This window comes from Acinetobacter sp. A1 (assembly GCF_012371315.1).
Classification (GTDB): domain Bacteria; phylum Pseudomonadota; class Gammaproteobacteria; order Pseudomonadales; family Moraxellaceae; genus Acinetobacter.
The window spans coordinates 45,745-63,324 of the sequence record NZ_JAAZQY010000002.1 but is presented as its reverse complement, the minus strand read 5'-3'; the positions used below and the strand labels follow the sequence as shown (position 1 = coordinate 63,324).

Genomic DNA, 17,580 nt, shown 5'->3' with positions numbered 1-17,580 from the left:
TCAATTATTTGCTGCACAAAAAGATAAACCAATTTCATGGCAAAGTGATGAAACATAAGCACGTCAATTTACGTACTTATGTTGATCTAGTTTGGCTTATTCTTCAGGATAGGCAATGCGTTTCAAGGCTTTAATATCTGCATCTGGCGCACATAATGAAATAAACTCATAGCCGTAGCCACGCAGTAAATGACCTTTGCACACCGCAATCCACGTGGTATTAATGCCAAAAATATCGGTCTGAATTTGTTTGAGACGATAATCACGTTCAGCATCGTATGCCACATTGTTGACCACACCAACGCCCATGCCTAATTCCACATAGGTCTTAATGACATCGGCATCCAGTGCTGACATTACAATATTGGCATCGATTCCTGCATCGGTAAAAGCCTTATCAATTTTAGAGCGACCCGTAAAACCACCGTGATACGTAATAATTGGGTAGTCTGCTAAATCGGTCAGCTGAATGTCAGTTTTACTCGCTAAAGGATGATCTTGCGGGGTGATAATGCTGTGCTGCCAGTTATAGTAAGGTACGCTAGCCAAGTTGTCTTCTGTGGTTAAAGACTCTGTTGCAATACCAATATCGGCTTCACCCTGAAGCAGCATTTCTGAAATTTCGACAGGGCTGGCCTGTTGCAAAATCAAATGTACTTTGGGAAATTCTTTTTTAAACAAATTCACAATAGGCGGTAGCACATAACGCGCTTGGGTATGTGTAGTCGCAATGGTGAGCGTGCCTTCATCAACTTTATTAAAGTCATCGGCAAGGCGTTTAATGTTGTCAGCATCGACCAACATGCGCTCTACAATACTCAGCAAGGCTTGTCCGGGTTCGGTGAGCCCCAGTAAGCGTTTGCCTTTACGCACAAAGAGTTGTACCCCTAATTCATCTTCAAGGTCTTTAATGTGCTTACTGACCCCAGATTGAGAGGTGTACAGTGCAGCTGAGGCTTCAGTTAAATTAAAGTTTTGCCGAACGGTTTCTCTAATAATTCTAAGTTGTTGGAAATTCATAGTGGTGCAACCCTAAAAAGGATGGAGCGGGTTAGGCTCCATATTAATGTCCTTATGCGACTTGATTTTCAAATAAATGTAAAGTGGTTACACTTAACCAAACCGTTTGATTTGGACGGAATTGGTGCAGCTTAGCTTCATCTGCAGTTAGTGCAATTTCAATTAAATTCCCTTGGCGATCTTGCAATTCTGCAACTACTTTACCAGCAATCCAAACTTCACGTAAGAAGGTCGCTTGAATGGTATTTTCTTGTGGTTGGGCATGAATATGCAACTCATCTGGACGTGCAAATGCAATCACGTCACCCTGCGGTGCATTGGGTTGGTTCAGCAGTTGTACCCGATCTTCACCAATCTGAACAAAGCCATTGTGGTGTTGGCCTTCAAAACGGTTGGCTTGACCTAAGAAGTCAAATACAAACGGTGTGGCAGGTTTTTCATACACTTCACGTGGTGAACCAATTTGTTCGACATTACCTTTGTTCATCACAATAATTTGATCGGCAACTTCGAGCGCTTCTTCTTGATCATGGGTCACGAAAATAGACGTGATGTGTAGCTCATCATGCAGGGTTCTTAACCAGCGACGTAATTCTTTACGTACTTTGGCATCCAGTGCGCCAAAAGGTTCATCGAGTAGTAATACACGTGGTTCAACCGCTAGGGCACGTGCTAAAGCAATACGCTGACGTTGACCGCCAGATAGCTGAGCAGGGTAGCGGTCAGCTAAAAAGCCAAGTTGAACCAAATCTAATAAACGGGTAACACGTTTTTTAATTTCAGCTTCTGAAGGTCGGGTTGAGCGAGGACGTACACGTAAACCAAAAGCCACGTTGTCAAATACAGTCATGTGGCGGAACAAGGCATAGTGCTGGAATACAAAACCAACCTGACGTTCACGGACATGCACCTCGGTCGCATCTTGACCTTCTAAAATTACTTGGCCACGATCTGCAGATTCTAAACCTGCAATAATACGGAGCAGGGTGGTTTTACCACAGCCTGATGGCCCAAGCAGTGCCACCAATTGACCATCTGGAAAATCGAGAGAGATGTCTTTGAGTGCATGGAATGCACCAAAATTTTTTTCAATATTTTTAACTTGAATACTCATGTGGTCATTCCTTAAGAAACGGTTGAATCTTCATTACGTTGGTTTTGTTTTTCTTGGCGAATTTCTACCCAGGTTTTTAAAATTAGGGTCACAATAGCCAAGAGTGCCAAGAGTGATGACACTGCAAACGCAGCACTAAAGGTATATTCGTTATAGAGAATTTCGACGTGAAGTGGCAGGGTGTTGGTTTCACCACGAATATGCCCAGACACGACCGATACTGCACCAAACTCACCCATCGCACGTGCATTACACAGAATCACGCCGTAAATTAAACCCCATTTAATATTGGGTAGAGTGACTTTCCAAAAGGTTTGCCAGCCAGAAGCACCCAATACAATTGCTGCTTCTTCTTCTTCTGTGCCTTGTGCTTCCATTAATGGAATTAATTCACGGGCTACAAAAGGTACAGTAATAAAAATGGTTGCGATAACAATTGCAGGAACGGCATATAAAATTTTGATGTCATGTTCCATCAGCCAGCCACCCATCCAGCCTTGTGTACCAAAAATCAATACCAGCATTAAACCAGCAATGACTGGAGAAACTGAAAATGGCATATCAATTAGCGTGGTGAGGATAGATTTGCCTCGGAAGTTGAATTTGGCGACTGCCCATGCGGCTGCCACACCAAAAACCACGTTTAAAGGGACTGCAATGGCTGCGGTCAGTAAGGTTAATTTCACTGCCGATAGCGTGTCTGGATGTACCAGTGCTTGTGCATAAACCCCTACACCTTGTTTAAAGGCTTCTACAAAGACCAGAATCAGCGGCAAAATTAAGCAGCTTAAAAAGAAGATTAAGGCAATCGCAATTAGGGTATAACGCACCCAAGTCGGTTCACGGGTGGCATCGCGTGACTGTAGTTTTTCAGCCAAAGCATTGCTGTTGGTATTTAAACTCATCGTGCAGTTCTCCCTGTGCGACGGCTTGCCCATGCTTGTAATAAATTAATAAGGAATAGCATCACAAAAGAAATCAGTAACATCACCACAGCAATGGTGGTTGCACCTGCGTAGTCGTATTCTTCCAAGCGAGAAATAATCATTAACGGTGCAATTTCAGTTTCAAAAGGCTGATTACCTGCAATGAAAATAACAGAACCATATTCGCCTACACCACGAGCAAATGCCAAAGCAAAGCCGGTGATTAAGGCAGGCAGTAAAATAGGAAAAATCACTTTACTGACAATTTGAAAACGGTTTGCCCCTAGTGCCGATGCAGCTTCTTCCAGTTCGGTTTCTAAATCACTTAATACAGGTTGTACGGTACGTACCACAAATGGAATACCAATAAAAATCAAGGCCAAAGTAATCCCGATTGGGGTATAAGCGACTTTAATGCCAATTGGCTCTAAATATTGACCAATCCAACCCGTGGGTGCATATAAAGAAGTCAGCGCAATACCTGCTACTGCGGTCGGTAGAGCAAATGGTAAATCGACCAACGCATCTATAATACGTTTGCCTGGGAAACTGTAGCGAACTAGACACCATGCCAATAACAGGCCAAAGACCACGTTAATAAAGGCAGCGATGAGCGCAGCACTAAAACTGAGTTGCAAAGATTTTAGAATACGTTCTGAACTTAAAATTTCCCATAAACCATCCCAACCAATACCAAGCGATTTAATAAATACTGCCGATAAGGGAATAAGAACAATTAAGGATAAATACGCTAGGGTAAAGCCTAGAGAAAGACCAAATCCTGGCAGCACTCGGGATCGCTGCGACATGATGACTCCTCAAAGAGAGAATTGTGTTTGAAAACAAACAGAGCAAAGAAAATGTAAATTCGGCACAAGCATAGTTTGCAAGGGTTAAATTGCAAATTTAAATAAATACTTGCTGTTATCAGTATTGCTGATATGCGACATCGTATTTTGTGAGATGAGATAATGATGAATCTCAGGGAAAGCACCAAAGCCAGAAGCGACATTAATATGTCCAACTTGACCTAAATTAATAGGCTTTAATTGCCATGTTTGCGCTAAGGCTTGCGCATCTTCAAAGCTTAGCCATGGGTCATTTTCGCTAATTAATAATTGAGTCGGTACAGACCATTTGAGCTGCTTAAAATAAGCCAAATAGTTGTTTTGGCTTTGCTGTGCAAAACCTGATTCACCAAAACGTGCAGGGTTAGCAGGCGCAACCAAAACTACATTTTTAATTTTTTCTTGTAGTTCAGGATATTGTGCCAAGGCTGCAATTGTGGTCAGACAGCCAAAGCTATGTGCCACGATTTGGATATCGTCCTGAATAGGCGCAACAGTTTTCACAAACTCAGCCACCCAATGACTTAAAATTGGTAAATTCCAGTCTTGTTGTTGCACACGTGAGCAAGACATGAGTTGTCGTTGTAACCAAGACTGCCAGTGAGCATGTTCGCTGCCACCCACGCCTGGAACAATTACGGTATGAATCATGTCGATGCTCCTGAAAAATATATGTACATTAATGACGTTGCTGTTCCACTTTTTGAGTGGAAGGTCTGGTTAGGTTTGCAATTCAAATCACTAGACCATTGTTTAAAAGTCATTTTTGAAACCTGCACGAAGAATAGCGAGAGTTTCTATGCAAAAAAAATAATTAAAAATGAATTTTATATGAATAAAAGAGATATATAAGAAAATAGGGTAAAAAAGCACCCCTATTTTTCAATGAGGGTGCTTGCCCAAGTCCTTCACATGCTTATTTTGCAGCGTTGGCTTTTACAATTTGATCGAAAATACCACCATTTTCAAAATGGACTTTCTGCACTTTTTCCCAGCCACCGAATTCTTGATCAATGCTGACCAATTTTAAAGGTTTGAATACGTGCTGATACTTGGTCAATGCGGTTGCGCTGCGTGGGCGGTAAAAATGCTTACCTGCTAAGTCCTGCCCTAAAGGAGAGTACAAGAAGTTTAAATAGCCTTGAGCAAGATGCTGATTGCCTTTTTTCTCGGCATTTTTATTGACAATAGCCACAGGTGGTTCTGCCAATACAGAAAGGCTTGGGGTAATAATTTCAAATTTACCCGGCTGTTCACGAATCGCTAAATGAGCTTCATTTTCCCAAGCCAGTAAGACATCTCCAATACCACGCTCTGCAAAAGTGGTGGTTGAACCGCGTGCCCCTGAATCAAGAACTTTGGTTTGTTTATAGATTTGACGTACAAACTCTTGGGCTTTGGTATCATTCCCAGCAGGTTGATGTTTAGCCCATGCCCAGGCTGCTAAGTAATTCCAGCGTGCGCCCCCTGAGGTTTTCGGATTTGGTGTGATGATTGCAACATTTGGTTTAACTAAATCGCCCCAGTCCTTAATATTTTTAGGGTTACCTTGGCGGACTAAAAATACGATGGTTGATGTGTATGGAGTTGAGTTATTCGGTAACTTTTTTTGCCAGTCAGCGGGTAATAGTTTGGCTTTTTCTGCAATAACATCTATATCCGCTGCTAAAGCTAGGGTCACAACATCGGCATTTAAGCCATCAATAACCGCACGTGCCTGTTTACCTGAGCCACCGTGTGATTGCTTGAAATTAATAGTTTGTCCAGTGCGTTTTTTCCAGTAGTTGCCAAAGTGTTGATTGACATCTTCGTATAATTCACGGGTAGGGTCGTAAGAAACATTGAGAAAGTCTTTTGCAGATACACTCAGTGCTGTGCTAGAAAGTATGGCTGCCAGTACCCCAATTTTAAATTTTGAAAAGCGCATGATTGACCTCATTGGTTTATGCTTTGTTGTGTGCTGAGTTGAATGAGGCAAGCATATAGTCAGTTCATTTTCTTAAAAAATAATTTAAAATGCGGTGAATATCAGCAAATGATAAATATAAATTTCTTCATTCTTTTTTATATTTTGTGATAAATCATGAGTAAGTTGTCTATGCAGTGTTATAAAAATGCTGAGCCTATTGAGCACATCCACCTGTTAGATCGGGCATTTCATTATGGCGATGGCTGTTTTAGTACTGCACGGATTCGCAACAATCAAGTTGAGTTGTGGCATCGGCATTTAGCGCGTTTAGCGCATGCCAAAGAACACATGCATTTAACTGTAAATCTTGAACTTATTAATAAAACACTGGCCGATTTAAAACAAAAACAGGGCAAGTTAAATGGCACATTAAAGATTGTGCTGAGTCGTGGTGAGGGTCAACGTGGCTATAGCTTGCCCGAACATCCTGCCGATGTATGGGTATTCTTTTATCCTCAGGCGCAAGAAACTTTAGGGGCAGAATACCACTACGAAATCATTCAAAGCGGTGTCTTAGAACAGACCATTGGCTTGACGATGCCACAGTTGGTCGGTGTGAAAAGTTTGAACCGTCTTGAACAGGTTTTATTAAAACAAGAGGCAGATCAAGCGGGGTGGCTTGAGGCTTTGGTAACCGATGTGCAGGGGCGTGTGGTTGAAGGTGTGAGTAGTAATTGTTTCATTCTTATAAACAATACATGGATTACCCCGCAACTTGGTTATAATGGCGTGCACGGCGTGATGCGGGCAGAAATTTTGTCGCGGATGCAACAGCACAATATTGCGTGTGAACAACGTGATATAGATGCTGCAGAAATTGCGGACATTCAAAGTTTATTTTTTTGCAATGCGCTTAGTCCAATGAAAATTGCCAGCCATTTACAGTCACAGCTTTTGGATGTGCAATCGTGTATTCAATTATTTAAGCAACTTCAACTGAATCAGATACATTCTTATGTCTAAACCTAAACGCCCGTCAAAATCTAAAAAGAAAACTAATACAGTACAGTCTATGCGTGCCTTGAAAGGTGGCATCATTTTTATACTGGGGCTATTACTGGTGCTTGGCGTGATTTTATGGTCAAGTCTGTTTAGAGATTATCCTGTTGAAGGTCAAAAACAATTATTGGCAATTAATGAAGGCGACACGTATTCACGCTTTATTGATCGTTTGGCTGAAGATGATCATGTGAACTTTCCAATTGTTTTAAAGTTGTACCAACGGGTGATGATCCATGACAGCATGAAGAAAGGTGTATATGAAGTGCGTCAGGGCATGAGCGTACGTCAGGTTATGGAAATGATCGCCAATGCTGAAAATGCGCAAATGAACCGTATTTTGGTTATTGAAGGCACGACCTTTAAGCAATTGATTGAGGCATTAAAGAAAGATGATTTGGTCAGTAAAGAAGTAGTGCATTTACCTTATGCAGAATTGCTGAAAGCTTTAAATATTCCTTATGCACATCCAGAAGGGTTGTTTGCACCGAATACGTATTTTTTCGCTAAAGGTGAAACTGATCGTAAAGTTTTAACCGATTTATATCAGCGTCAAATGAAAGCATTAGATGATGCTTGGAATAATCGAGCAGCAGATTTACCTTATAAAAATAAATATGAAGCCTTGATTATGGCCTCAATTATTGAAAAAGAAACCAATGTCGATGCTGAATTACAGCAAGTGTCTGGGGTGTTTGTACGCCGTTTAAAACTGGGCATGCGCTTGCAAACCGACCCAACTGTTATTTATGGAATGGGCGATAAATATCAGGGTAATATCACCCGTCAGGATTTACGCACTCCAACGCCATACAACACCTATACCATGAGTGGCTTAACGCCAACACCAATTGCCTTGCCAAGTCAAAAAGCCATTGAAGCGGCGATGCATCCAGACCAATCTGACAACATTTATTTTGTCGCGACAGGTAATGGTGGACATAAATTTAGCACCAATTTGCAAGATCATAACCGTGCCGTGCAGGAATATTTAAATGTACTGCGCGCGAAAAAATCAGGGGAATAAGCATGTTTATCAGTTTTGAAGGCACCGAAGGGGTAGGCAAAACGACACTCATTCGCCGTATTCATGATTATTTTACTGCACAAGGTCAAGAGGTGGTTTTAACCCGTGAGCCAGGTGGAACCCCTATGGCAGAGCAAATTCGTGCTTTGTTACTCGCGGTCAACCATGAAGAAAAAATGTGTTCAGACACTGAGTTATTGTTGATGTATGCAGCGCGTGCTCAGCATTTAGATCAGGTGATTTTACCAGCAATGGCTGCAGGTAAAACTGTGTTATGCGACCGTTTTAGTGATGCAAGTTTTGCCTACCAATGTGCTGGCCGTGGTTTAAGCGTAGCGAAGTTGAACATGCTGAATAGCCATTTTGTGGCACGTATGCCTGACTTAACTTTCTGGTTGGATGCCCCAATTGAGCTGGGTATGACCCGTGCACGTGCTCGGGGTGAGTTAGACCGCTTTGAACAAGAGAAAGCTACTTTCTTTGAGAAAGTCAGAGGCGGTTATCAAACTTTATGGGAACAACAACCTGAACGAGTAAAACGCTTGGATGCGACTCAAAACCCAGATCAAGTCTTTGCACAGGCAATGCAATATTTACAGCCAAATACTTAACAAGCGAATCAGTCATTCTTGCGCATTTGATTGCATTAAAAAATCTTCTATAGTGATTGTGCTTTAGAAGATTTTTTATCATTTAGAAAAATAGTGAATCGAACAACATGAGCATGACCAAAGAAGAAATTATTGAATTTTTAAAAGTAGAGTTTCCGCAAAGTCTGGAAAAATGTGAAATTGTGTCCATCACGCCACGTGGGGCATTGGTGAATTATCACATCGATGAACGTGATTTACGCCCCGGTGGTACGGTATCAGGGCCGACTATGATGACTGTTGCAGACTATGCACTTTATATCGCCATTTTAGGGGAGTTGGGTTTGGTGGCTTTGGCGGTGACCAGTAATTTAAACATCAACTTTTTACGCAAGCCCGCAGCAGGGCGTAATTTACGTGGTGAATGTCGCTTAATGAAAGTAGGGAAAAACCTCGTGGTCGGTGAGGTTTGGGTATATTCCGAAGGTGTAGATGATGCCGTGGCGCATGTCACAGGGACGTATTCGATTCCACAGATTGGCTGAGAATAAAGTCAGCTTTATCTTAATTTTAGTTACTTATATTTACCATGTGGTTACATATGTACACATACCACATGAAAGTCAGGGTTTGATTGGTTAAAAAATAATCACAAATATTTCATTTTATGTTTTTCATATAGATCAAATCTGCTTTTGTCTAAGCTAGCAACCCGTAAGTGATAAAACAAGGGAGCTAAATGCTTAAATTTAAGAACAATATTGTTCATGGAGCAATCTTTGATATGGATGGAACAATGTTTGATACTGAACGATTACGGTTTCAAACATTGAAGCAGGCATCTCAGGAGCTCATTGGCGTTGAATTTTCAGACGTATACCTCATGCAATGTTTGGGTTTGAGTGCAAAGAGCGCTGAACAACTGGCGCAAGCAGAATATAGTGCAGACATTCCTTACCGTGAGATCCGTCAGCGTGCTGATGAACTAGAACTAGAAAGTGTGCGCAATTTTGGTGTGCCCATTAAAAAAGGTTTGTTGCAGGTATTAGAGCGGTTACGAAAGTCTGGCTTGAGAATGGCGGTTGCTACGTCTAGTCGTCGTGCCATTGCCGAAGAATATTTGATTAATGCCAATGTCTATAAGTTTTTTGATGTATTAGTTTGTGGCGATGAGGTGCAACAGGGCAAGCCACATCCTGAAATTTTTATAACAGCCGCACAAAAAATTAATCTAGAACCCAGCGAATGTTTCATGCTGGAAGATTCTGAAAATGGAATCAAATCTGCACATGCAGCGGGTGGCATAACCATACTATTTCGGGATATCAAAAAACCTAATGCTAATATGTTGTCACTCACGCAGCATTATTACGCAAGTATGCAAGCTTATTTAGATGACTTAAATCAAGTTATTCCTGTATTGGAAATGCCGAGTTTACAAGAGGCCTTCCCGCAAACTTTAAATCAGTTGAGTGTGGGGATTCATGGTTTTGGTGCAATAGGTGGGGGCTATTTGGCCCAAATTTTATCGCACTGGGATGGCTATACCCGTCCTAAACGTATTTATGCTTCTACACGGAATACCTTATATCGTTCTGCAGTAAACGCCTTTGGAACGTATTCAATTCGTTATGGACAATGTTCTTATGATGAACGAATTGAAAATATGCACATCATTGATGCGGAGAACTTGCAGCAGATGCAGCAAATGTATGTGGAGTCGAGCCTAATTGCATTATGTTTGCCTGAACATGCTTTACAGCAAGAGGCTAAAGTAATTGCGCAGGGCTTATATGCCCGTTTTATAGCGCAAGTTGAACTCCATCAGCCTTTAACTATTTTGGTAATTTTAAATAAAGTTGGGGCAAAACAGCTCTTGATGACGCATATTCATCAGGCGTTAGAGACGTTGTTGGATCCCGATACGGCAGCCAAAATTATGGCGCAGCATTATTTTTGCGATACTGTCGTAAATAGAATGGTCTCTAAATTAAGCGATCAAAACTTATATCGCCAATTACGCATCAAGTATAATATTTTTAAGCAATTTCAGTTGGATGACGAAGCAGAGCCAATTGAAATTGAAGACAATACTCGATTGCAGCCTGAGCAAGAGCGTCAAGCCACCTTATATGTAGAAGATTTAAGACGCAATTTTCAGCCCAGTCACATTTTGCAAAGTATGGATTTAATTTTATTTCATGCTGAAAGTGACATGCCTATTTATGTGGAAAATGCCAGTCCATTATTGCAACACATGCGTCAAATGATTTTGGTAGATGATATTGCCGAAATCCAACTCATTAAAAATCGTTTATGGAATGGTGTACATGCCATGATGGCTTGGTTATCCAGTTTAATAGGGCATAACAGTATTGGTGTCGCAATGGCAGACCCATTGGTTGCAGATTTTACCCGCGCTGTTTCGGCACAAGTAGCGTTGGGATTAGCTGCACAGTTGCCGCATCGTCAGCAAAACTTAAAGCATCTGGCACAGAGCTTTCTGGACTCATGTGAACATGCCTATAAAGACCCGTGTCAGCGTGTGGCACGTGACCCTTTGCGTAAACTCTCAGCCAATGAACGGGTGATGGGTGCTTTGATTTATCATCTGCAGCATGATTTAGCTGCAAATTATGTGAAGAAAGGAGTGGTGTTGGGCTATCTGTATGCAATTAAAATGCAGCAGTTGGGGACTCAAGCAGCATTACAGCATTTGTCAAAACAATTGCAAAATGCGCCTATATGCGAACAGACACGGCAGCAATTGCAGTACACAATTAGCCACCAATTACAGCAACTATTGGCTGGTCAAGTTCGCTTAGAAGCATTTATTCAAGATGATACTCAAGTTGCAGCCGTAATATAAAACTCAACTTGATGAATTCTTAGGAGGAGGTTTAGTAAGTTAACGTCATCATATTCAAAATGATAAAATACCGAATCGTGTTATGGAATACGATTCGGTGCTTTCTTGCATTAGAATTCGAATGCACTTTATTCACAGATACTTTTATGCAAATGCTGTTGCGTAACAAGCAATCAGATCACTCATTCACCAATGGAGTTTCCACTTGGAAATTAGGTGGAATGAGCACAGTTTTACGCAATTCAGGCGCAAGCTCAGGATAATCCAGCGTGAAGTGTAAACCACGTGATTCTTTGCGTTGCATGGCACAGCGTACAATCATTTCAGAAACCAGAACCAAATTACGCAGCTCAATCAGGTTTTTACTAACTTGGTAGTCCTGATAATACTCGGTAATTTCACGTTTCAGCATTTCAATACGGTGCAAAGCACGTTCTAAACGCTTAGTGGTGCGTACAATACCGACGTAGTTCCACATGGTTGCACGAAGTTCATCCCAGTTTTGTAAAATTACAACATCTTCATCAGGGTTGGTCACTTGAGAATCATCCCAAGCAGGAACTTCAGGTGAGCAATAATCTGTAGTGTGATGTGCTTCAATATGTTTGGCCGCTGCCATTCCATATACAAAACATTCTAAAAGAGAGTTACTTGCCATGCGGTTAGCGCCATGCAAACCTGTATAAGACGTTTCACCAATCGCGTATAAACCAGAAATATCGGTTTGGCTATGTTCATTGACCATCACCCCGCCACAAGTGTAGTGGGCAGCAGGTACAACCGGAATCATATCTGTAGTGATATCAATGCCTAATTCCAGCAAACGTGCATACAGTGTAGGGAAGTGTTCCTTGACAAATTCTGCAGGCTTGTGGGTAATATCTAGCCATACATGACGAATACCCAAACGCTTGATTTCATAGTCAATTGCACGTGCCACAATATCACGCGGAGCGAGTTCTGCTCGTTCATCAAAACGCAGCATAAAGCGTTCGCCATCAGGTAAACGTAAATATGCACCTTCACCACGCATGGCTTCAGTAATTAAAAAAGAACGCGCCTGAGGATGATACAAACAGGTTGGATGGAATTGGTTAAATTCCATATTGGCTACACGGCAACCCGCACGGAAAGCCATGGCCATACCATCGCCCGTCGCAATGTCTGGGTTTGAAGTGTAAAGGTAGGCTTTCATTGCACCGCCGCAGGCAAGAGCGGTAAATGGAGCAAGGAAGGTATGTACTTTTTGAGTACTTTCATCTAGTGCATATAAGCCTAATGAACGATTAGCTTCGTTTAAACCAAGCTTTTGTGAGGTAATCAGGTCAATGGCGATATAGTTTTCAAATATAGTGATGTTTTGCTGTTCTTGAGCACGTTGCACCAAAGTCGTGGAAATTGCACGGCCTGTAGCATCGGCAGCGTGAATAATACGGCGCTGAGAATGGCCGCCTTCACGGGTTAAATGCAATTGCTCTTGTTCGTCTAAGGTAAACTGCACGCCATGTTTGAGCAGAAAATCTACCGAAGGTTTGCCGCCTTCCACCGTTTGTTTTACGGCGTCAATTTCACATAAATGCGCACCTGCAATCATGGTGTCATCTATATGTTGTTCGATCGAGTCGGTTTCATCAAGGACTGCAGCAACACCACCTTGCGCATAAAAGGTGCTGGCTTCAGTGAGGGTAGATTTTGCCAAAACGGCGATTTTGAAATGCTGGGGTAATGAGAGCGCTAAACTCAAACCTGCACCACCACTTCCCACAATAATCACATCAAATTGATGTGTTGTGTTTAAATTAGACATGTCCATCAGCTAATTTGAAAAAAGTTGGATAATGACACCCCTTTTTGCAGAAAAACGCAAGTGCGAAGTGGGCATGAATAATGAAAAAAAAGAATAAACGGGAAACTTTTATGGAATATTCCAACTTTTATCACAATTTTGTCCAATCTATTTCAGATGTTGAGCTTTAAGTCAGATTCAGAGAGGTTAAATATTCAATCTCATCAAACTGATTTAATTGCAATAAACTAAAAGCCGAAACTGAAAAGATTCAACATTTTATTACGCAAAACCTAGTAATTTTGTGATAAATAAGATGGGTTCGAAGTCATAATTATTATTGAGTGAATGCTATTTATGAAAAATCGCAATTTAAAAAAAGGTTTATATGCGGCTGTTTTTACTATGGCAACTGTGCAGACTCAAGCAGCACCACCAGTAGACTTTTCTAATTTGGTTGAGCAGGTGAGTCCTGCTGTCGTGAGTGTCAATGTTGTCAAAAAAATGAGTCAGGAAGAACTCTTACAACAACAAGTTCCAGAAATTTTACGCCGTTTTTTTGGCAATCAAGTCATTATTCCACAACAACAATTGCCACAAGAAAAAACAGGTTATGGCAGTGCATTTTTTATTAGTAAAGATGGATACCTTTTAACGAACCACCACGTGGTTGAAGATGCTTCAAAAGTCACAATTGTACTGAATGACCGCCGTGAGTTAGATGCAACTGTTGTGGGTAGTGATGAACGTACCGATGTCGCTTTATTAAAAGTGCAAGGTGTGAGTTTCCCAGAGTTGCGTACAGGCAATGTCGATCAATTGCGTGTAGGTGAGCCTGTACTTGCAATTGGTTCTCCATTTGGATTTGACTATTCTGCATCGGCAGGGATTGTCAGTGCAAAAATGCGGAATATGATGGGTGAAACCTCAGTACCCTTTATTCAGACTGATGTAGCTTTAAACCCAGGTAACTCAGGTGGGCCACTGTTCAACCAGCGTGGTGAGGTTGTGGGCGTGAACTCCCGTATTTTTAGTGGTACGGGTGGTTATATGGGGTTGTCATTCTCTATTCCTATTGATGTAGCAATGGACGTGGCCGATCAGTTAAAACGAAATGGTAAAGTGACCCGCTCTTATTTAGGGGTGAGTTTGCAGGATATTGACCGTAATTTGGCTGAATCCTATAAACTGAGCAAACCAGAAGGTTCATTGATTACTCAAGTTGCGCCAAATTCTCCTGCTGCACGTGCGGGCTTACGTGCGGGTGATGTTATTCTTAAATATAACGGTACGCCAATTTCCCGAACTTCAGAATTGTTGAACTATTTAAACCGTTCAGTGCCAAATCAGAGTATTCAGCTTGAAGTATTACGTGATGACAAACGCCGTAATATTACCGCTACAGTCAGTACAGCACCTGATGATACGCCTGCAAAAAACAACCCTGAAACTGCTGCTAAAGGCCCTGTTTTAGGTGTGTCTATTCGTGACTTAACTGTTGCAGAACAACGCCAGTTAGATATTAAAGGTGGTGTGCTCATTCAGGAAGTGCGTCGTGGTGGTTCAGCAGCTCAGGCGCGTATTATGCCGGGAGATGTGGTGGTACAACTGAATAATACTCCAATTCAAAATGCCAACCAGTTTGTTGAAACGGTATCTACCCTGAAAAAAGGTTCAGTCGCTCGGGTCGTGATTATTCGTCAAGGGCAACGTGCCATTATTGGGATGCGTATTCAATAAGTTAAAGCATCTGCCAGGATTGATTTGATTTCAATATAAATGATCAGTCGTATAATAGTCGCTCTTCAAACAGAGCGACTTTTTTATGCAAATTGAATATTTTTGATAAACTAAGCAGACACGGCAGTTTCTAGTAAAAGGATGCAATGAGCAGCATATTTGATTTAAAAATCACGGTTCAACCCGAACATATAGATATTTTGGGCCATGTAAATAACGTGGTTTATGTGCAATGGATGCAAGATGTGGCATCGGCGCATATAGAACAGCTAGGTTTGGGTGTACAAGAGTATTTGAAACTGAAACATGCCATGGTTGCTGTAGAACACCATGCGCAATATCGTAAAGCAGCTCTCGAAGGTGAGGAGCTAATTTTACGAACGTGGCTCAGTGATTTGAATGCACTGTATTCATTTCGTCAGTATGCATTTTATCGCCCGCAAGATAAAAGCCTGGTATTCATGGGTAGCACACAATGGGCATGTGTAGAAATTGCCACAGGCCGTCCAAAGCGTATGTCACCTACCTTTACGCAAGCTTATCAGCCACTGGCTACGGATGTTAATCCTTTAGATTTTAGTGCTTATGATTAGTCGAGAGATAAGTTAAGTACCGAGTGTGCTCTAGTTGGGTATTACGATTCGTTATATCTTGAGGTTTTTAAGATTCATAAAGTATTTAAATCTACACATAAAATGTCTAAGTCTGCTGTATAAAAAGAAAAAACTAAAGGGCAGCAAAAGGAACTCATTATTATGGATACATTGAAAAATCCATCTGCTATAATCCTTCGCAATTTCTATTCGGCTTTTGCTCTGCATGAATTTTAAGGTGCAGGGCGTGTTATTTTTTAAGGTAACCCATGGCGCAAGCTAAAAAATCTGTTGATATTAAAAACATCCGTAACTTTTCGATCATTGCGCACATCGATCATGGTAAATCGACTCTGGCAGATCGTTTCATTCAAACCTGTGGCGGTCTACAAGATCGTGAGATGCAAGCGCAGGTGTTGGATTCTATGGAGCTTGAGCGTGAGCGTGGGATTACCATTAAAGCCACATCAGTGACTTTATACTATAACCATCCAAATGGTCAGGAATACCAGTTAAACTTCATTGATACCCCAGGACACGTCGACTTTTCTTATGAAGTATCACGTTCTTTAGCCGCTTGTGAAGGTGCACTATTGGTGGTTGATGCTGCTCAAGGTGTAGAAGCACAGTCGGTTGCAAACTGCTATACCGCAATTGAGCAAGGCTTAGAAGTTTTACCTGTACTCAATAAAATTGATTTACCGCAGGCAGAGCCTGAGCGTGTGATTCATGAAATTGAAGAAATTATTGGTATTGAAGCACAAGAAGCACCAACTTGTTCTGCAAAAACAGGTTTAGGCATCGACAATGTTTTAGAAACTTTGGTGAATGTAATTCCTGCGCCACAAGGTGACCGCGAAGCACCGCTACAAGCCTTAATTATTGACTCATGGTTTGATAACTACTTGGGCGTTGTGTCTTTGGTGCGTATCAAGCAAGGTTGTGTGCGTAAAGGTGACAAGATGTTGATGAAATCGACAGGTCAAACACACATCATCACATCTGTGGGTATTTTTAATCCAAAACATACTGAAACAGGTGTTTTAGAAGCAGGTGAAGTGGGCTTCGTAATTGCAGGGATTAAAGACATTTTTGGTGCGCCAGTGGGTGATACCATCACGCTTGCAACCACACCAGAAGTTGAAACATTACCAGGCTTTAAAAAGGTGAAACCGCAGGTCTATGCAGGTTTATTCCCGATTGATGCCAGCGATTTTGAACCTTTCCGTGAGGCATTGCACAAGCTACAAATTAACGACTCAGCATTGTTCTTTGAACCAGAAAGTTCCGATGCCTTAGGTTTTGGTTTCCGTTGTGGCTTCTTGGGTATGCTACACATGGAAATCGTACAAGAGCGTTTAGAGCGTGAGTACGACTTAGACCTCATTTCATCTGCACCGACTGTAATTTATGAAGCGGTAATGAAAAATGGCGAAACGGTTTATATAGACAGCCCATCAAAAATGCCTGATGGTTCAACAGTTGAAGATTTACGTGAACCCATTGCCGAATGTCATATTTTAGTGCCACAGGAATACTTAGGTAACGTCATGACCTTATGTATTGAGCGTCGTGGTGTGCAAAAAGATATGAAATTCTTGGGTAACCAAGTGTCTGTTACTTTTGAAATTCCAATGGCAGAAGTGGTGATGGACTTCTTTGATAAATTGAAGTCATGTTCACGTGGTTTTGCATCTTTAGATTATAACTTTGTCCGTTTTGAAAGTTCATCACTGGTTAAGGTGGATGTACTGATTAATGGTGAAAAGGTAGATGCTTTGGCGATGATTTGTCACCGTCAAGATGCACGTCACCGTGGCATTGCCTTGGTTGAAAAAATGAAAGACTTGATTCCACGTCAAATGTTTGATGTGGCTATTCAGGCTGCGATTGGCGCACAGATCATTGCACGTTCAACTGTAAAAGCAATGCGTAAAAACGTACTTGCGAAATGTTATGGTGGTGACGTTTCACGTAAGAAGAAACTACTTGCCAAACAGAAAGAAGGTAAGAAACGTATGAAGCAAGTGGGAAGTGTTGAAATTCCACAAGAAGCATTCTTGGCAGTATTAAAAGTCGATCGCTAAAATTATAAGGAT

The 17,580-nt window shown here is 41.5% G+C and carries 15 protein-coding genes; 8 read left to right on the top strand and 7 right to left on the bottom strand.

The window, feature by feature from the left end; all coding sequences use genetic code 11:
* Window positions 1-96: 96 nt before the first annotated feature.
* The 6 genes from HHA41_RS01100 to HHA41_RS01075 all read right to left on the bottom strand — a co-directional run bounded on the left by HHA41_RS01100 (window position 97) and on the right by HHA41_RS01075 (window position 5,835).
* A complete protein-coding gene (locus HHA41_RS01100) occupies window positions 97-1,020 on the bottom strand; it encodes a CysB family HTH-type transcriptional regulator (RefSeq protein WP_168460114.1) in 924 nt (307 codons plus the stop codon).
* A gap of 52 nt (window positions 1,021-1,072) precedes the next feature.
* The gene (locus HHA41_RS01095; RefSeq protein WP_168460112.1) at window positions 1,073-2,134 is read right to left on the bottom strand and encodes a sulfate ABC transporter ATP-binding protein; all 1,062 of its coding nucleotides are present in this window, start codon (window positions 2,132-2,134) and stop codon (window positions 1,073-1,075) included.
* Window positions 2,135-2,145: 11 nt separating this feature from the next.
* On the bottom strand, window positions 2,146-3,039 hold the full coding sequence (gene cysW / locus HHA41_RS01090; RefSeq protein WP_168460110.1) for a sulfate ABC transporter permease subunit CysW: 894 nt from the start codon (window positions 3,037-3,039) through the stop codon (window positions 2,146-2,148).
* Complete coding sequence (cysT, locus tag HHA41_RS01085) at window positions 3,036-3,869, bottom strand: sulfate ABC transporter permease subunit CysT (RefSeq protein ID WP_168460108.1); 834 nt, start codon at window positions 3,867-3,869, stop codon at window positions 3,036-3,038. Before cysT ends, cysW begins: the two co-directional genes overlap by 4 nt.
* Before the next feature lie 84 nt (window positions 3,870-3,953).
* The gene (locus HHA41_RS01080; RefSeq protein ID WP_168460106.1) at window positions 3,954-4,559 is read right to left on the bottom strand and encodes an alpha/beta hydrolase; all 606 of its coding nucleotides are present in this window, start codon (window positions 4,557-4,559) and stop codon (window positions 3,954-3,956) included.
* A 265-nt stretch (window positions 4,560-4,824) separates the two neighbouring features.
* The gene (locus HHA41_RS01075; RefSeq protein ID WP_168460105.1) at window positions 4,825-5,835 is read right to left on the bottom strand and encodes a sulfate ABC transporter substrate-binding protein; all 1,011 of its coding nucleotides are present in this window, start codon (window positions 5,833-5,835) and stop codon (window positions 4,825-4,827) included.
* A gap of 171 nt (window positions 5,836-6,006) precedes the next feature.
* On the opposite strand from HHA41_RS01075, the gene pabC reads away from it, so the two are divergent.
* From pabC to mtlD, 5 genes are all read left to right on the top strand, one after another.
* Window positions 6,007-6,840, top strand: coding sequence for an aminodeoxychorismate lyase (pabC, locus tag HHA41_RS01070; RefSeq protein ID WP_168460211.1), 834 nt, complete (start codon window positions 6,007-6,009; stop codon window positions 6,838-6,840).
* Window positions 6,833-7,903, top strand: coding sequence for an endolytic transglycosylase MltG (gene mltG, locus HHA41_RS01065; protein ID WP_168460103.1), 1,071 nt, complete (start codon window positions 6,833-6,835; stop codon window positions 7,901-7,903). The genes pabC and mltG overlap by 8 nt, the downstream gene beginning before the upstream one ends.
* A 2-nt stretch (window positions 7,904-7,905) precedes the next feature.
* Window positions 7,906-8,514, top strand: a complete 609-nt coding sequence (gene tmk, locus HHA41_RS01060; RefSeq protein ID WP_168460102.1) for a dTMP kinase — start codon at window positions 7,906-7,908, stop codon at window positions 8,512-8,514.
* Between the two features lie 107 nt (window positions 8,515-8,621).
* Window positions 8,622-9,038, top strand: a complete 417-nt coding sequence (locus HHA41_RS01055) for a PaaI family thioesterase (protein WP_168460100.1) — start codon at window positions 8,622-8,624, stop codon at window positions 9,036-9,038.
* Between the two features lie 194 nt (window positions 9,039-9,232).
* On the top strand, window positions 9,233-11,362 hold the full coding sequence (gene mtlD / locus HHA41_RS01050) for a bifunctional mannitol-1-phosphate dehydrogenase/phosphatase (protein ID WP_168460099.1): 2,130 nt from the start codon (window positions 9,233-9,235) through the stop codon (window positions 11,360-11,362).
* A 178-nt stretch (window positions 11,363-11,540) separates the two neighbouring features.
* Here the strand turns inward: mtlD and nadB are convergent, their stop codons facing one another.
* On the bottom strand, window positions 11,541-13,175 hold the full coding sequence (gene nadB / locus HHA41_RS01045; RefSeq protein WP_168460098.1) for an L-aspartate oxidase: 1,635 nt from the start codon (window positions 13,173-13,175) through the stop codon (window positions 11,541-11,543).
* 330 nt (window positions 13,176-13,505) lie between these two features.
* On the opposite strand from nadB, the gene HHA41_RS01040 reads away from it, so the two are divergent.
* The 3 genes from HHA41_RS01040 (at window position 13,506) to lepA (ending at window position 17,568) form a co-directional block, all read left to right on the top strand.
* Entirely contained in the window at window positions 13,506-14,888 is a 1,383-nt protein-coding gene (locus HHA41_RS01040; protein ID WP_168460096.1) for a Do family serine endopeptidase, read from the top strand.
* A 146-nt stretch (window positions 14,889-15,034) separates the two neighbouring features.
* On the top strand, window positions 15,035-15,481 hold the full coding sequence (locus HHA41_RS01035; protein WP_168460095.1) for a thioesterase family protein: 447 nt from the start codon (window positions 15,035-15,037) through the stop codon (window positions 15,479-15,481).
* A gap of 269 nt (window positions 15,482-15,750) precedes the next feature.
* On the top strand, window positions 15,751-17,568 hold the full coding sequence (lepA, locus tag HHA41_RS01030) for a translation elongation factor 4 (protein ID WP_168460093.1): 1,818 nt from the start codon (window positions 15,751-15,753) through the stop codon (window positions 17,566-17,568).
* Window positions 17,569-17,580 lie beyond the last annotated feature (12 nt).

Bases quoted from the DNA above. Each gene is read 5' to 3' on its own strand.
- HHA41_RS01100 (WP_168460114.1), bottom strand. From the start codon at position 1,020: ATGAATTTCCAACAACTTAGAATTATTAGAGAAACCGTTCGGCAAAAC.
- HHA41_RS01095 (WP_168460112.1), bottom strand. From the start codon at position 2,134: ATGAGTATTCAAGTTAAAAATATTGAAAAAAATTTTGGTGCATTCCAT.
- cysW (WP_168460110.1), bottom strand. From the start codon at position 3,039: ATGAGTTTAAATACCAACAGCAATGCTTTGGCTGAAAAACTACAGTCA.
- cysT (WP_168460108.1), bottom strand. From the start codon at position 3,869: ATGTCGCAGCGATCCCGAGTGCTGCCAGGATTTGGTCTTTCTCTAGGC.
- HHA41_RS01080 (WP_168460106.1), bottom strand. From the start codon at position 4,559: ATGATTCATACCGTAATTGTTCCAGGCGTGGGTGGCAGCGAACATGCT.
- HHA41_RS01075 (WP_168460105.1), bottom strand. From the start codon at position 5,835: ATGCGCTTTTCAAAATTTAAAATTGGGGTACTGGCAGCCATACTTTCT.
- pabC (WP_168460211.1), top strand. From the start codon at position 6,007: ATGCAGTGTTATAAAAATGCTGAGCCTATTGAGCACATCCACCTGTTA.
- mltG (WP_168460103.1), top strand. From the start codon at position 6,833: ATGTCTAAACCTAAACGCCCGTCAAAATCTAAAAAGAAAACTAATACA.
- tmk (WP_168460102.1), top strand. From the start codon at position 7,906: ATGTTTATCAGTTTTGAAGGCACCGAAGGGGTAGGCAAAACGACACTC.
- HHA41_RS01055 (WP_168460100.1), top strand. From the start codon at position 8,622: ATGAGCATGACCAAAGAAGAAATTATTGAATTTTTAAAAGTAGAGTTT.
- mtlD (WP_168460099.1), top strand. From the start codon at position 9,233: ATGCTTAAATTTAAGAACAATATTGTTCATGGAGCAATCTTTGATATG.
- nadB (WP_168460098.1), bottom strand. From the start codon at position 13,175: ATGGACATGTCTAATTTAAACACAACACATCAATTTGATGTGATTATT.
- HHA41_RS01040 (WP_168460096.1), top strand. From the start codon at position 13,506: ATGAAAAATCGCAATTTAAAAAAAGGTTTATATGCGGCTGTTTTTACT.
- HHA41_RS01035 (WP_168460095.1), top strand. From the start codon at position 15,035: ATGAGCAGCATATTTGATTTAAAAATCACGGTTCAACCCGAACATATA.
- lepA (WP_168460093.1), top strand. From the start codon at position 15,751: ATGGCGCAAGCTAAAAAATCTGTTGATATTAAAAACATCCGTAACTTT.